At 47.9% G+C, this 13,569-nt stretch carries 14 protein-coding genes and 1 rRNA gene; 5 read left to right on the top strand and 10 right to left on the bottom strand.

What is annotated here, in order from left to right; all coding sequences use genetic code 11:
- Nucleotides 1-212: 212 nt before the first annotated feature.
- Entirely contained in the window at nt 213-956 is a 744-nt protein-coding gene (locus M0R33_RS23555; protein WP_292574403.1) for a response regulator, read from the bottom strand.
- Between the two features lie 199 nt (nt 957-1,155).
- On the opposite strand from M0R33_RS23555, the gene M0R33_RS23560 reads away from it, so the two are divergent.
- Together M0R33_RS23560 and M0R33_RS23565 are read left to right on the top strand one after the other, a co-directional pair.
- Nucleotides 1,156-1,281, top strand: coding sequence for a hypothetical protein (locus M0R33_RS23560; protein ID WP_292574404.1), 126 nt, complete (start codon nt 1,156-1,158; stop codon nt 1,279-1,281).
- A gap of 93 nt (nt 1,282-1,374) precedes the next feature.
- The gene (locus M0R33_RS23565; protein WP_292574405.1) at nt 1,375-1,647 is read left to right on the top strand and encodes a hypothetical protein; all 273 of its coding nucleotides are present in this window, start codon (nt 1,375-1,377) and stop codon (nt 1,645-1,647) included.
- An 82-nt stretch (nt 1,648-1,729) separates the two neighbouring features.
- On the opposite strand, the gene M0R33_RS23570 is transcribed toward M0R33_RS23565, so the two are convergent.
- The 3 genes from M0R33_RS23570 to groES all read right to left on the bottom strand — a co-directional run bounded on the left by M0R33_RS23570 (nt 1,730) and on the right by groES (nt 4,912).
- Nucleotides 1,730-2,668, bottom strand: coding sequence for a GGDEF domain-containing protein (locus M0R33_RS23570; protein WP_292574406.1), 939 nt, complete (start codon nt 2,666-2,668; stop codon nt 1,730-1,732).
- Between the two features lie 256 nt (nt 2,669-2,924).
- On the bottom strand, nt 2,925-4,574 hold the full coding sequence (gene groL / locus M0R33_RS23575) for a chaperonin GroEL (protein ID WP_292574407.1): 1,650 nt from the start codon (nt 4,572-4,574) through the stop codon (nt 2,925-2,927).
- 50 nt (nt 4,575-4,624) lie between these two features.
- Complete coding sequence (groES, locus tag M0R33_RS23580) at nt 4,625-4,912, bottom strand: co-chaperone GroES (RefSeq protein ID WP_292574408.1); 288 nt, start codon at nt 4,910-4,912, stop codon at nt 4,625-4,627.
- Between the two features lie 142 nt (nt 4,913-5,054).
- Between groES and moeB the strand changes: the two genes are divergently transcribed.
- The gene (moeB, locus tag M0R33_RS23585) at nt 5,055-5,801 is read left to right on the top strand and encodes a molybdopterin-synthase adenylyltransferase MoeB (protein ID WP_292574409.1); all 747 of its coding nucleotides are present in this window, start codon (nt 5,055-5,057) and stop codon (nt 5,799-5,801) included.
- A gap of 63 nt (nt 5,802-5,864) precedes the next feature.
- Here moeB and M0R33_RS23590 read toward each other — a convergent pair whose 3' ends face one another.
- Nucleotides 5,865-6,071, bottom strand: a complete 207-nt coding sequence (locus M0R33_RS23590; RefSeq protein ID WP_292574410.1) for a hypothetical protein — start codon at nt 6,069-6,071, stop codon at nt 5,865-5,867.
- Between the two features lie 167 nt (nt 6,072-6,238).
- On the opposite strand from M0R33_RS23590, the gene M0R33_RS23595 reads away from it, so the two are divergent.
- Nucleotides 6,239-8,923 carry a cation-transporting P-type ATPase gene (locus M0R33_RS23595; protein WP_292574411.1) on the top strand — a complete coding sequence of 895 codons (2,685 nt, stop codon included), beginning with the start codon at nt 6,239-6,241 and terminating at the stop codon, nt 8,921-8,923.
- Here M0R33_RS23595 and M0R33_RS23600 read toward each other — a convergent pair.
- Nucleotides 8,900-9,517 (bottom strand): TetR/AcrR family transcriptional regulator, encoded by a 618-nt coding sequence (locus tag M0R33_RS23600; RefSeq protein WP_292574412.1) that lies wholly within the window; start codon nt 9,515-9,517, stop codon nt 8,900-8,902. The two genes, M0R33_RS23595 and M0R33_RS23600, sit on opposite strands and share 24 nt — an antisense overlap.
- A 94-nt stretch (nt 9,518-9,611) precedes the next feature.
- Here M0R33_RS23600 and M0R33_RS23605 point away from each other — a divergent pair, with 94 nt between their 5' ends.
- The gene (locus tag M0R33_RS23605) at nt 9,612-10,079 is read left to right on the top strand and encodes a nuclear transport factor 2 family protein (protein WP_292574413.1); all 468 of its coding nucleotides are present in this window, start codon (nt 9,612-9,614) and stop codon (nt 10,077-10,079) included.
- A 59-nt stretch (nt 10,080-10,138) separates the two neighbouring features.
- Here the strand turns inward: M0R33_RS23605 and M0R33_RS23610 are convergent, their stop codons facing one another.
- The 4 genes from M0R33_RS23610 to rrf form a co-directional block, all read right to left on the bottom strand.
- Nucleotides 10,139-11,368 carry a pyrophosphate--fructose-6-phosphate 1-phosphotransferase gene (locus tag M0R33_RS23610; protein WP_292574414.1) on the bottom strand — a complete coding sequence of 410 codons (1,230 nt, stop codon included), beginning with the start codon at nt 11,366-11,368 and terminating at the stop codon, nt 10,139-10,141.
- Between the two features lie 179 nt (nt 11,369-11,547).
- Nucleotides 11,548-11,796 (bottom strand): hypothetical protein, encoded by a 249-nt coding sequence (locus M0R33_RS23615; protein ID WP_292574415.1) that lies wholly within the window; start codon nt 11,794-11,796, stop codon nt 11,548-11,550.
- Between the two features lie 82 nt (nt 11,797-11,878).
- Complete coding sequence (locus M0R33_RS23620; RefSeq protein WP_292574416.1) at nt 11,879-12,658, bottom strand: alpha/beta fold hydrolase; 780 nt, start codon at nt 12,656-12,658, stop codon at nt 11,879-11,881.
- 825 nt (nt 12,659-13,483) lie between these two features.
- A 5S ribosomal RNA gene (gene rrf, locus M0R33_RS23630) occupies nt 13,484-13,569 on the bottom strand; the annotation flags it as partial.

A 13,569-nucleotide genomic window follows, 5' to 3' on the forward strand; every position in this document is an offset into this window, starting at 1 on the left:
GATATTCTTGCCCAGTTCAAGATAAGCGGGATCATATTCCAGATAATCACCACACGGGTTATCGGGAGCCACGTCCTCTAACAATGTTAACAAATCAGCCATGAGTTGCCTTTTGGACTTATAAAATTTCTATACCGTGCCTAGCCTAGTCCAGTTTGCTAAAAAATTAAAGGGCTTTCGTTCCCGTCGGGACAAATCAGTAATTCAGCATCTTATAACCCTTCTCCTTTCATACAGGTCAGTACATCCGCTTGCATTCCCAACAACGCATCGCACTTCACCAACAATTGCCGAAAATATTGCCAAGCTTCAGTTATTTCGCCCTCTATCAACGATTCTTCCAACCGACTGGCAATAACCCGAAAATCGTTAAACCCATAAAAACAAAAACTGCCATGCAATTTATGAGCAACATCCAAAGCCAATTCCGCTGATTGGCCTAACAAAGCCTGCTCCAGCTTTACCAGTTGCACAGGCAATTCGTTAAACAATTTTTGTAAAAACTGCCTGCCTAATTCTCGGTTACTGTCAACTTTTTCCAGCACGGAATTGGCGTAATACTGGCTATCCAGACCGCTAGTGGGCGCGCGCCATGTCGATATGATGCGTTGCAAATCGGCCAGCACGATGGGTTTAATCAGGCAATCGTTAAACCCATCCGCAATCAATAAATGTTTTTGATGGCTTTGCACATGCGCTGTAATAGCAATAACCTGCGACAATTCATTGGCGGAACCTGCCCTGACCTTTTTTACCAATTCAAAACCCGTTAAACCAGGCATATTGACATCCAAAAACACCAGCGCATATTTTTGTTGTTGCAAAAAGTACCAGGCCTCCCGGCCATCGACAGCCAGAGTAATATCATTACTCCAACACCCCAACTGTTCAGCTAATAACCAACGGTTCATTTCGTTGTCATCGGCAATCAAGATAGATAAATCGGTTAAGATCATAAAAATCAAATCCTGTTTAAATAACGCGAATCGCGTATTTAGCGGCAGTAAAGCTAATCATTCCTTAAGTATGTTACAAAATTATCACGAAAGTCCGCTTTAACCGCGATTAGAATTACGGCGATGTCAACCTCATAATCAATGATTTAGAGTCTCTTTCAAATCCAGACGACACTAACATCCAAACCCAGCATCATGGATGACTCAGGATCTCCCCGCCATTGCAGCCCTGGTAGCCGTCAATCTGCGCGACGAAGCTCTATGTCGTGGCGACGGTTGCCAACGGCGGAATCGAACTGACCGCACCGGCGATAACTACTCCTGATGCCGCGCCACCCGATCTGATGTTCCAGGCACGACGCTCCGGAAATCTGTCGAAGGTTGCTCGTCCAGTCTTACTATACCCCCTATTATCATTATGAGTTCAAAATCGGCGAATGCGCAACGGCCGGTCGGTCAGAAAATGGGCGAGGACGATCAGCTCTGCAATTCCGTTCCGGAATTGATAGCCCTCGTCCGTACACTGATTATCCCGGCTTTTGAGCTTCAGGCAAATGCCAGGTTGAACAACCAAAATATCGCCCGCCTTGGAGCCAACCGGAAAGGCCGTTGTAAGATAACAAGGCGGGTAAGAAAAAACTATCTTTGCTTGGATGCTTCGATTATCGCCATGAAGATTGATGCTGCTTGACCCTATCATTGCGCCAATCAAAAAATCACGAAAACCTCACTGAAAATTCAAATAGTTGCGACCAATCCATACTCTTGCATTTTTAGCGCGGATCGATAGCGGGATTGAAATGAGCAATTTCCAGCCGGTTGCGGCCATTTTGCTTGGCAAGGTATAAAGCGTCGTCCGCAATCCGTATAATCGTGGGCAAGGAGTCGATAGCCGTGATCCTCCGCGTACAGACGCCAATGGAAATCGTGGTGGGTATCGTTTGGTCCTGATATTTAAACGGGTGCAGCATAACGGCCTCTCTGATCCGCTCGGCCCACCCAATTGCGGCATCTCCGGGCGTTTCACGCAACAACATGATGAATTCCTCACCACCATAGCGCGCCAACAAATCCTCCTTTCTCATTTGTTCGGCCAGAATAGCGGATAAATCCTTTAAGACCTGATCTCCGGCGGGGTGCCCATAAGTATCGTTTTTGCGTTTAAAGTGATCGACATCGCACATTACGATGCTCAACAACGCATTATTGCGTTTGCAAAAGGAAAATTCTTCATGCGCGCGCTGCATAAATGCGCCCCGATTGAGGATGCCGGTCAGCGCATCGGTATACGCTGCCCGATACAACGCTTGCTCGGATTCAGCCTCACTACAACATTTATAATCGATACGCATGACGGTATCCCCGGCCAGGATCCGGTCTTGCATATTCAGCCAGTGCTTTACGATGCGTTCACCACCCAAAAAACTTCCGTTAGTGGACTGCAAATCCTCGAATAAAATACGGCGATCTTTGAAGACGGTAAATACGCAGTGTCTTCTGGAAATTTTCGGATCGCCAATGACGATATCCGCTTCGTCGCTACGGCCTATCACATATGATTGTGTATCCAATTTGAATTGCCTGCCTCGATCGCAGCCAGACAAAATAACCAGATAGGGCTCAAGCACGCGATTAACCCGAGCATGGTCAACCGTTCCACTAACCATGGTGGTAGAAGGAAGCAGAGAACCATTTTTGCGTGAAGAGCTCATGATGAAATACGAAGCAATGATTTAACCTAAAAGGCTGACCGGCGGCAGAGTTCCCAACAATTCAGGGTAAAACCCCCTTATCTCTACCCGTCCCGTTAACACAACTATCTTGCAGTGTCTCAAAGAGAGACTTAAGCTTCAAGTTTTTCGCCTCACCCCAAACAGCCGCGGACCATTTTCAATAATAACACGCATAAAAAAGCCCCGGCACCTAAAGGTACCGGGGCTATATGGTCTAGCGTGCTTAAAGCGCCAATTACATCATGCCGCCCATACCGCCCATACCACCCATGCCGCCCATATCAGGCATTGCAGGACCTTTGGTATCAGCCGGCAAATCAGCAACCATTACTTCGGTGGTGATCATCAAACCGGCAACTGATGCTGCATTTTGCAAAGCTGAACGGGTTACTTTAGCTGGGTCCAGAATCCCCATTTGGATCATGTCGCCATATTCGCCGGTCGCCGCGTTGTAACCAAAGTTACCGCTGCCTTTCCTGACTTCGTTCAATACAACAGAGGCTTCATCACCCGCGTTAGTCACGATTTGACGCAAGGGCTCTTCCATTGCACGGCGCAAAATGTTGATACCGACGGTTTGGTCGTGGTTGTTACCTTGCAGACCTTCCAAGGCAGACAGCGCACGAATCAAGGCAGTGCCGCCACCGGCCACTACACCTTCTTCAACTGCGGCGCGAGTCGAATGCAGCGCATCTTCTACGCGAGCTTTCTTCTCTTTCATTTCCATCTCGGTAGCCGCACCAACTTTAATGACCGCTACACCGCCGGCCAGTTTAGCCAGACGTTCTTGCAGTTTCTCGCGATCGTAATCGGAAGTGGCTTCTTCAGCTTGGGCACGAATTTGCGCCACACGACCTTTGATTTGAGCTTCGTCACCAGCGCCGTCGATGATGGTGGTGTTTTCTTTGTTGATTTGAACGCGTTTAGCGGTACCCAATTGATCCAATTCTGCTTTTTCCAGCGACAAACCCACTTCTTCGGAAATCACGGTACCACCGGTCAAAACAGCAATGTCCTCCAGCATGGCTTTACGACGATCGCCGAAACCAGGCGCTTTAACAGCAGCGACTTTAACGATACCGCGCATGTTGTTGACCACCAGAGTCGCCAGGGCTTCGCCTTCCACGTCTTCGGCGATGATCAGCAAAGAACGGCCGGATTTGGCCACGCCTTCCAGAATCGGCAACATTTCGCGAATGTTGGAGATTTTTTTGTCGTACAACAACACGAAAGGATCGTCAAGTTCGACGCTCATGTTTTCTTGTTTGTTGATGAAGTAAGGCGACAGATAACCGCGGTCGAACTGCATACCTTCTACTACATCCAATTCGTTGTTCAAGCCGGTGCCTTCTTCAACGGTGATAACGCCTTCTTTGCCCACTTTGTCCATGGCTTCGGCGATGATTTCACCGACAGACTCGTCGGAGTTTGCAGAGATGGTGCCAACTTGAGCAATGGCTTTACTGTCGCTGCAAGGTGTTGCAGCTTTTTCGATCGCACTAACCGCAGCGGTCACCGCCATATCGATACCGCGCTTCAGATCCATTGGGTTCATGCCGGCGGCAACGGATTTCAATCCTTCGTTAACGATGGATTGCGCCAAAACGGTTGCAGTAGTAGTGCCGTCGCCGGCTACGTCGGAAGTTTTCGACGCCACTTCTTTAACCATTTGCGCACCCATGTTTTCGAATTTGTCTTGCAATTCGATTTCTTTAGCTACGGATACACCGTCTTTAGTGATAGTTGGAGCGCCGAAGCTTTTATCCAACACCGCATTACGGCCTTTAGGGCCCAGGGTAACTTTTACTGCGTTTGCTAAAATGTTAACGCCTTGCGCCATTAGGGCACGGGCTTCACCGCCAAATTTTACGTCTTTTGCTGCCATTTCTTATTTTCCTGAAATTTTAGTTATTGATAAACAATCGCTCTTGAGGATTAATCCAAGATGCCCATGATGTCTTCTTCGCGCATGACGATAAATTGCTCGCCACCGACTTTGACTTCCGTACCGGAATATTTACCGAACAACACTTTGTCGCCGACTTTAACTTCCAGTGCACGTACTTGGCCGTTGTCCAACACTTTGCCGGAACCCACAGCCATTACTTCACCTTCACTGGGTTTTTCTGCTGCGGAACCTGGTAATACGATACCGCCGGCAGTTTTGGTTTCTTCTTCAACACGTTTTACAACAACGCGGTCATGTAACGGACGAATTTTCATCAATGTCTCCTTAATGGGTTAAAAGTTAAAGATTAAACTAAATTATTAGCACTCTCTAGCAACGAGTGCTAATAATATAGCGCTTTTGCACTCTGTCAAGCTCTTTGGCATTATCTGCCCCCTACTCATCACACATATCATCATGAACGACCAACAGTTACTCCGATACAGCCGCCAGATCATGCTGCCGCAGGTGGATATTGCCGGACAGCAAAAACTACTCGAAGCCAGAACATTGATTGTCGGTGCCGGCGGCCTAGGCTCGCCCGCCGCGATGTACCTTGCAGCAGCAGGTGTTGGGCAAATCACCCTTTATGATGACGATCAGGTGGATTTGACCAATTTGCAACGCCAGATTGCCCATGACACCACCGATATAGGGTTGGATAAAGTCATTTCAACCCTTAACACGCTGAAAAAAATCAATCCGGACATTCGAGTCCTGCCGCACAAAGCTTGCTTAGCCGATGAATTGCTGGATCAAGAGGTGGCCGTTGCCGATGTGGTCTTGGATTGCAGCGACAATTTCAAAACGCGCTTCGCTATAAATCGCGCCTGCGTTAAATACGGTATCCCTTTGGTATCGGGTGCCGCGATTAGGTTTGAAGGTCAGATCAGCGTATTTACGCCGGGTCGCAATAACAGCCCTTGTTACAATTGCTTGTATCAAAGCGATGGCGAAGAATTGCAAAACTGCGCCCGTAACGGTGTTATTGCCCCCATCACGGGTATCGTCGGCAGCATGCAGGCTTTGGAAGCAATGAAGGTGATCATGGGGATTGGTGCGACTTTGACCGGCCGCCTGCTGATATTGGACGGCCTGAGTATGGAATGGCAAACATTGCGTTTGAAGAAAAATCCGGTCTGCCCGACCTGTGGAACAACTTGATCTTTAGCCGCGTGAAAAAGCCGGGGCTTCCCGGCTTCATGTTATGAAAAAGCAATGATACGATTACTTTTTGCCTATCAATGCTTTAACTTTGTCGATCAGTTTCTCCGTGATATTCAAAACCGCCGATTCGCTATCGCCATGCGGTTCGGTATCCCCAAACGGCTCGCCATTTTTCATCGTATACATATATATAAAATATCCCAGCGGCGCAAATGCAAAGCATGCTATTACCAGCATAAACACCCAAAGCTCGATTACAGTACCCATAGTCCCCTCCAATTTGTTATTTTTGTTTTTAAAATAAGGCCTTGACCTTAAAGCGAAATATAACCCCATCTAATATGGGGAACAAGCGCAAAATGAAGCCCTCTGAATTAGTGGACAACATTTCAGATAATAATGACACTACCATTGAGCCACAAAACCTGAACACTATGAGCAAAACAAACAAAACCATGTGGCATAAACTCCCCTTGGATAAGGTGCTAACAGAACTAAATTCCGATTCCGAACACGGCTTAAGCGAATTGGAGGCGCAACATCGTCTCAAACATTTTGGGCCTAATCTGTTGACGCCTCGTCGCGGCAAAGGCCCGATTAAATTATTTTTGTCGCAACTCCATCAGCCGCTGGTTTACATACTTTTAATATCCGGAGCTACCACGGCATTTTTACAAGAATGGGTCGATAGTAGCGTGATTTTCGGTGTGGTTCTGGTCAATGCCATCATAGGTTTTATCCAGGAAGCCAACGCGTTGCGAGCTATTGATGCTTTATCGCGGGTTTTAAACATCAGCTGTACAGTAATCCGCGACGGTCAAAAACGTACGCTTTCCGCTGTTGATTTAGTGCCCGGTGATGTGGTGGCTTTACAATCCGGCGACAAAATCCCCGCGGATATACGCTTATTGCAAAGCCGCGAATTACAAATCGATGAATCCGCCTTGACCGGCGAATCGGTGCCGGTTAGCAAGCAACCCACTAAATTGGATAGTGGTACCTTGCTGGCCGATCGCAAAAATATGGCTTATTCCTCCACCCTAGTGACGTTCGGTAGCGGCTTAGGGGTAGTGATTGAAACCGGCGACCGCACTGAAATTGGCTTGATCAACAGCATGATTGCCAGCGCTACCGATCTGGATACCCCACTGACCAAAAAAATGACTCAGTTCAGTCACTTGTTACTGTGGCTAATCGTTGATTTTGCGGTGCTGACTTTTGCGGTAGGGGTTTGGCGTGGCGAGTCCATGCTGAACATGTTTATGGCTTCGGTAGCTTTGGCGGTTGGCGCCATTCCGGAAGGCTTACCGGCCGCACTGACCATTACGCTGGCTATAGGCGTATCGCGCATGGCCAAACGTAATGCCATTATCCGAAAACTGCCGGCTGTAGAAACCTTGGGCAGCACAACCGTGATTTGCTCGGATAAGACCGGCACTCTGACCCAGAATCAAATGACCGTTCAGGCCATCTATGCCGGCGGCGAGCATTTCACCGTCACCGGCAGCGGGTATACACCCAAGGGCGACTTTCAATTCAACGACACCGCGATTCAACCGTCATCACGTCCCGCCTTGCTAGAAAGCCTAAAAGCCGGGGTACTTTGCAATGACGCGCGACTGATATCAGAAGCTGAGCAATGGCGCATCGAAGGCGACCCCACAGAAGCCGCGTTATTGGTTGTAGCCCGCAAAGCCGGTCTACATCTTGCCGATGTAAGCAATGATCATCCACGTTTGGACACCATTCCCTTTGAGTCTCAACATCAATTCATGGCCACGCTACATCGCAATGTTACCCAGGACTTGCGACATATTTATCTAAAAGGTTCTTTGGAAAGCGTGCTGGAACGTTGCGATAGTGCCTTCGATGCGCAAATGAGCATAGTTCCGCTGAATGCCGATGTTCTGCACGAGCAATTGCAACGAATGGCCGAGCAAGGCTTACGGGTGTTGGCGTTTGCCCGCTGCGATCATTGCGACAATGACGTGCGGCATGAGGAAGTACGCACCGGTCTGACTTTTCTCGGCCTGCAAGCCATGATAGACCCACCTCGCCCGGAAGCAGCGGCCGCCATAGCTGCCTGCTATCAGGCCGGTATCCAGGTCAAAATGATTACCGGCGATCACCCTGTTACCGCCCTGGCAATTGCCCGACAACTGGGCATGAAAAACGTGAATCGTGTCATCAGTGGCTCTGAATTACAAGCAATGGATACCAATCGATATGAACAATTGGTCGATAATAGCGACATATACGCCCGCATTGCGCCGGAGCAAAAACTTCAATTAGTCAGGGCGCTACAAGCCAATGGTCAAGTGGTAGCCATGACGGGCGACGGCGTCAACGATGCTCCGGCGTTACGGCAGGCAGACATTGGCGTGGCCATGGGTTTGGGTGGCACCGAAGTGGCCAAAGAAGCGGCCGCCATGGTACTCACCGACGATCAATTTGCCACAATCGAAGCCGCCGTGGAAGAAGGCCGCGGTGTATTCGATAATCTGGTGAAATTCATTGCCTGGACTCTGCCGACCAATCTGGGCGAAGGATTGCTGATTATGGCTGCCGTTTTTGCCAACGTAGCCCTACCCATCACGCCGGTTCAAATTCTTTGGATCAACATGACGACAGCCGTTTTATTGGGCTTGATGTTAGCGTTTGAACCCAAGGAACCGGGTTTGATGGATCGTAAACCTCGCAATCCGGACCAACCCATTCTGACCAAACATCTGGTGTTTCGAGTTTGTTTGGTTGGCTTGTTATTACTGACAGGTGCTTTTGGTTTGTTCGAATGGGAATTGTCGCAAGGAGAATCGTTAGCGAAAGCGCGTACGGTAGCGGTCAATGTGTTTGTCTGCTGCGAGATATTTTATTTATTCAATTGCCGTTCGCTGAACTATTCGATGTTTAAAGTCGGTATTTTCTCCAATTTATGGGTAATCTTTGGCGTTGTCAGCATGGTCTTGCTGCAAGCTATGTTTACTTACTGGCCTCCCATGCAGGCTTTGTTTGGCAGCGAGGCAATTGGCCTGCATGACTGGTTACTGATACTGGCGGCCGGCCTGATCGTTTACTTTACGGTAGGATTTGAAAAACTATTGATGCGTTGGCTGAGATGAATACGCTGTCTCACTAACTCGATCAAATGTCGATAAAATCAATGCCAGACCGGCTAATGCGGTTTTTATATCGGGTGACTGCGTTTCGAGCTGTGCCCTGACTATTGCACCATCGACCGCAACTGCCGCCGCGTTCGCCAATGAAAACCGGAATTCGCCGACAGGTAACAGCTCGGCGATGATACCGACCATATCCTGTTTGTGACGGCGACACACTTCCAGGGCCTCTGGAAAACTATCGGCAAATTCCGCGGCTGTATTAATGAATGCACATCCCCTGAACAGTGGCTTGTCAAACCACTCCTCCAAGACCGGCACCAGGCACATTAAACCTTGCCCTTCGCAGCCCGACTGACGCTGTAAGGCATCTCTGAACCAACTGATCCAGCGCTGGTGCCGGTAGTCTAAAAACGCCAGAATCAACGCATTCTTGCTGGGAAAATTCCGATAAAACGTTACTTTACTAACACCGGCTTCGGCAATCACTTTGTCTATCCCGGTCGCGCGTATGCCATTGCTGTAAAACAAATCGTGCGCTGTCAATAAAATACGCTCGCGCGGCGGCTTATCTGAAGTTTCTATTATCGGCGTCATGCGATCGATTGTAGACAGAACTGTCTACAATTGCTACCATCGCCCATGTAGACAGACTTGTCTACATATATTCCCGATCAACCCGGAGAAGAGCATGGAAACCAAGCCCCCCTTACCCCCTTTTACAGAAGAAACAGCTGCTCAAAAAGTGCGCATGGCGGAAGACGCCTGGAACAGCCGAGATCCCGATCGAGTGGTTCAGGTATATGCCGAGAATACGATCTGGCGCAACCGGGCGGAATTCCCGGTCGGGCGCAAACAGGTTCATGAGTTTTTGCAACGCAAATGGGCGAAAGAATTAGAATATCGTTTAATCAAGGAATTATGGGCCGCAACCGGCAATCGCATCGCAGTACGTTTTGCCTATGAGTGGCATGATCATGCCGGCAACTGGTTCCGCAGTTACGGCAACGAGAATTGGGAGTTTAACGAATTCGGATTGATGCAACGGCGATTTGCCAGCATCAACGACTTACCGATAAAACCAGAGCAACGCTTGTTTCATTGGCCATCGGGCCGCCGTCCGGACGAGCACCCCGGATTGAATGAGCTCGGACTCTAAAATAAACTGGGAACCGATCAGCCAGAGGATTCCCTTGGCTGATCAGAACCCGCCCTCGCTTAGTGACTTACGTCGACTTTAGCGCCTTTATTCTGGCCGATTTCCGCCAGAGTTTGGGCAAACCAGTCGGTATCGATATTAAAGGGTTTGCCGCCTTTGATACGTGGAAACTCGATAGCGCGCAACACATTGCCTTTGTCTTCGTCATGTCCCATCACACCGGACTCGCGACGTAAGGCACATTCCACAGCCAAGTCGGCGCAGGATTTGATCAAACGCATGTCGTCAACGTTAGCCGCTGCCGCACGAGCAAAATAACCGGATTTTTGTACCAGGGTTTTTTCCGCGCCTATCATTTGTGCGAACTGTTCGCCAAACCATTTGCCGGGATTAACTGCGTCCAGTTTGATATGGCCGAATGCATCGCGTGGCACTTCCTGGCCTTTGGCCTGCATTTCGGCCACGATGGCTTCGACGCCGGCACCTTCGGAAACAAAAATATTGACGCAATCGACTTTATCCATTACTTCGCGTAGACGCTTGGCTTCTGCTTCCAGATCGACAGCCATTTCCGGAATGAATACGGCATGTACTTCGTAGGATGCACGCGACAAACCCAGCTCGGGCAGCCATTCGGCGCGGCCCAATAATTTACGATATTCCTGGGCGGTCGCGGCAGTCAGCCAACCGCAGTTACGGCCCATCACTTCGTGTACGATCAACATACGCGGGTTGGAATTATTTTCAGCAACCACATTCCAGAAGTAACGCGCGCCCTGTTCCGCCGCTGTCCAAGCACCCAAGGATTGTTTAATAGGAATCACGTCGTTATCAACGGTTTTCGGTAAGCCAATCACTGTCAATCCGTAATCGTTTCTAGCTAGAAACGCTGCCAAATCGGCTGCGGCAGTATTGGTATCGTCACCGCCGATAGTATGCAGGATATCAACGCCGTCTTTAATCAGTTGATCGGCGGCCACTTTTTGTGGATCGTCACCTTCTTTTACCAAACCGCGTTTGACACAGTCTTTGACGTTGGTTAACTTGACGCGGCTATTACCAATTACTGAACCACCAAAACCTTGCAACAAACCGGCATTTTTACGCACTTCGGCAGTTACCGGATAATAATCCCCCAATAACAGTCCTTTATAGCCACCGCGATAGCAAATGATCTCGATACTGGGGTCGATCTCGGTGTAGCGTTCAATCAAACTGCCGACTGCGGAGTTCAAACAAGGCGCTAAACCGCCTGCGGTAAGAATTGCAACTTTTTTAGGTTTATTCATGAGCATTTAAATTATTTTAAAGTTAACAAAGAACCCGTGATGGCATCCAAACAGCGGAGTCAACCATACCACGACATGATAGTTGGCCAAAGGCTAACAAAAATTGTTAACCGGAAATTCTAACACAGGCTTTTATTTTTTTAGGTCTGATATTTCCGAGACTTTACCGAATCAAACTGCTATTGGGCCACAAACAGCAACGAGCCGATATCAAAACCAACCGGTCCGGGGATGAGAGCCGTGTAAGTGCCGGGTTTAGCACCATAGGTAGTGATTTGGATGCATATCGATTTACCCCGGTAAGTGATTGACAAAGAAACATAATCACTAGCCGCATCATGTCCACTAGTTTGCAGTAAGTCCTGGAAAGACAATACCGCACTATTCGATGCGCCGTTATTTAATGCTTGCCTTGGTTCGTTGTCCATCCACACATGTACCATCTGAAGGATTTTTAAGGTTAATTGCTTTAATCGATTTTTCTAGTGTACTAAGGAACAAGAAAGCCGGTTATTCTTCTAAATCACTTAGCCAATCGTCAATCACTTGGCAAAAGGCATTGGGCGCTTCAACATACAGCCAGTGGCCGGTATCAGCAATCTCGACGAATTCAGCACGGGGAAATAATTTTAAAACCATTTCTGGCTGAATATAAGCCGACCGTTCACCGGCAATAAATAAAGCCTTATTTGTAACCGACTGCCCTTCAGGTTCAGGAAACCCCACGATGTGATGCGCGGTCTTAGCAATAAAATCGAGGTTTATCCGCCAAAAATAACTACCGTCTTTAAGCAACAAATTTTGTAACAAAAATTGCCGAAACCCTGTATCCGGGATGGCCTCCGCTAAAAATTTCTCAGCGTCCTTACGGTTGTTGATTTGATCCAAAGGTAAACTTTTTAGCGCATGAATCATTGCATCAAAACTATGGTCATAATTAACCGGGGCAATATCGACTACTATCAATTTATGGATCCGCTCCGGATAATGCATGGCAAACCACATGGCGATTTTTCCACCCATGCTATGACCAAGTAAATGCGCTTTTGTGAGTCCCTGTTTATCCATGAAACAGGCAACGTCATGTGCCATTAGAGGATAATCCATTTGCTCCGCATGCGGGGAGGCACCGTGGTTACGCATATCCAACACATATACATAATGGTTTTCCCCCAGACGCTTAGCAATGCTACGCCAGTTTCGCGACGACGCTAGAAAACCATGCAATATGATCAAGGGACGATTGTTTTCGTTGCCAAAGACTTCAAAGGCTAAATCGAGTGCTTTCATAGTGATCTCTACGCAAAACTGAAAAGAGCACCCAACAAACCGCCGAATACGCCTCCCCAAACCACTAGCCATCCCAGGTGGGTTTTAATAATATCTTGCACGATCCGCTTTACCATCTGCGGTGTTAATTCGCCAAGTCGTTTATCGATCACGTCCTCAATCTTACCCGTCAAATTTTCGCCTATCTTATGCGCGTTCAAACCTTGTTGAAGTGCATGTTTAAATCGATCTGATTCCACCATATCTTGTAATGTATGCTGCATCTTTTCGACAAAGGGTTGCTTTAAGGGTAATAACGCTTCCTCTCCACCCATCATCATCAACATGCCACCAAAGGATGAGCCCATTATCGAAGACACCAAACCTTCATAGACTTTCTCATAATCCACCGCATCTAACAGTGGGCTAATATTTAAAACCTTACCGCCTTCCTGCTCCTGTTTTTCAATAAAATGCTCAATATTTTCGACTGTGAAAAACTGCTCCATCATTAAGGCCTTAATCGAAACCTTAAATTCTTCAAACCTTGCAGGAACAATTCCCGAACCATACAAAAAAGGTACTTTTTCAAACAACATATGTACCGCAATCCAATTGGTAATTGCACCTGAGAATGCAAAATAACCGATGGCCTTTGTAATCTCTGGATGAAACGGGCATATATAGCCGGTGACAATAATTAGCAATGCTATGAAGTTAGTAACCGTACTTTTGTTAACGAGTTTTTTCATAATCAATCCGCATAAAACAGCGCTGAAGGTTATACCGCATAAAATGAAATACAAAAAAAAAGCCCATCTAATGAGATGGGCTTTGATATTAAGAGCTTGGCGATGACCTACTTTCACATGGCAACCTGCCACACTATCATCGGCGCAAAGCGGTTTCACTTCCGAGTTCGGGATGGGATC

The organism is Methylomonas sp. (genome assembly GCF_023228165.1).
Classification (GTDB): Bacteria; Pseudomonadota; Gammaproteobacteria; order Methylococcales; family Methylomonadaceae; genus Methylomonas.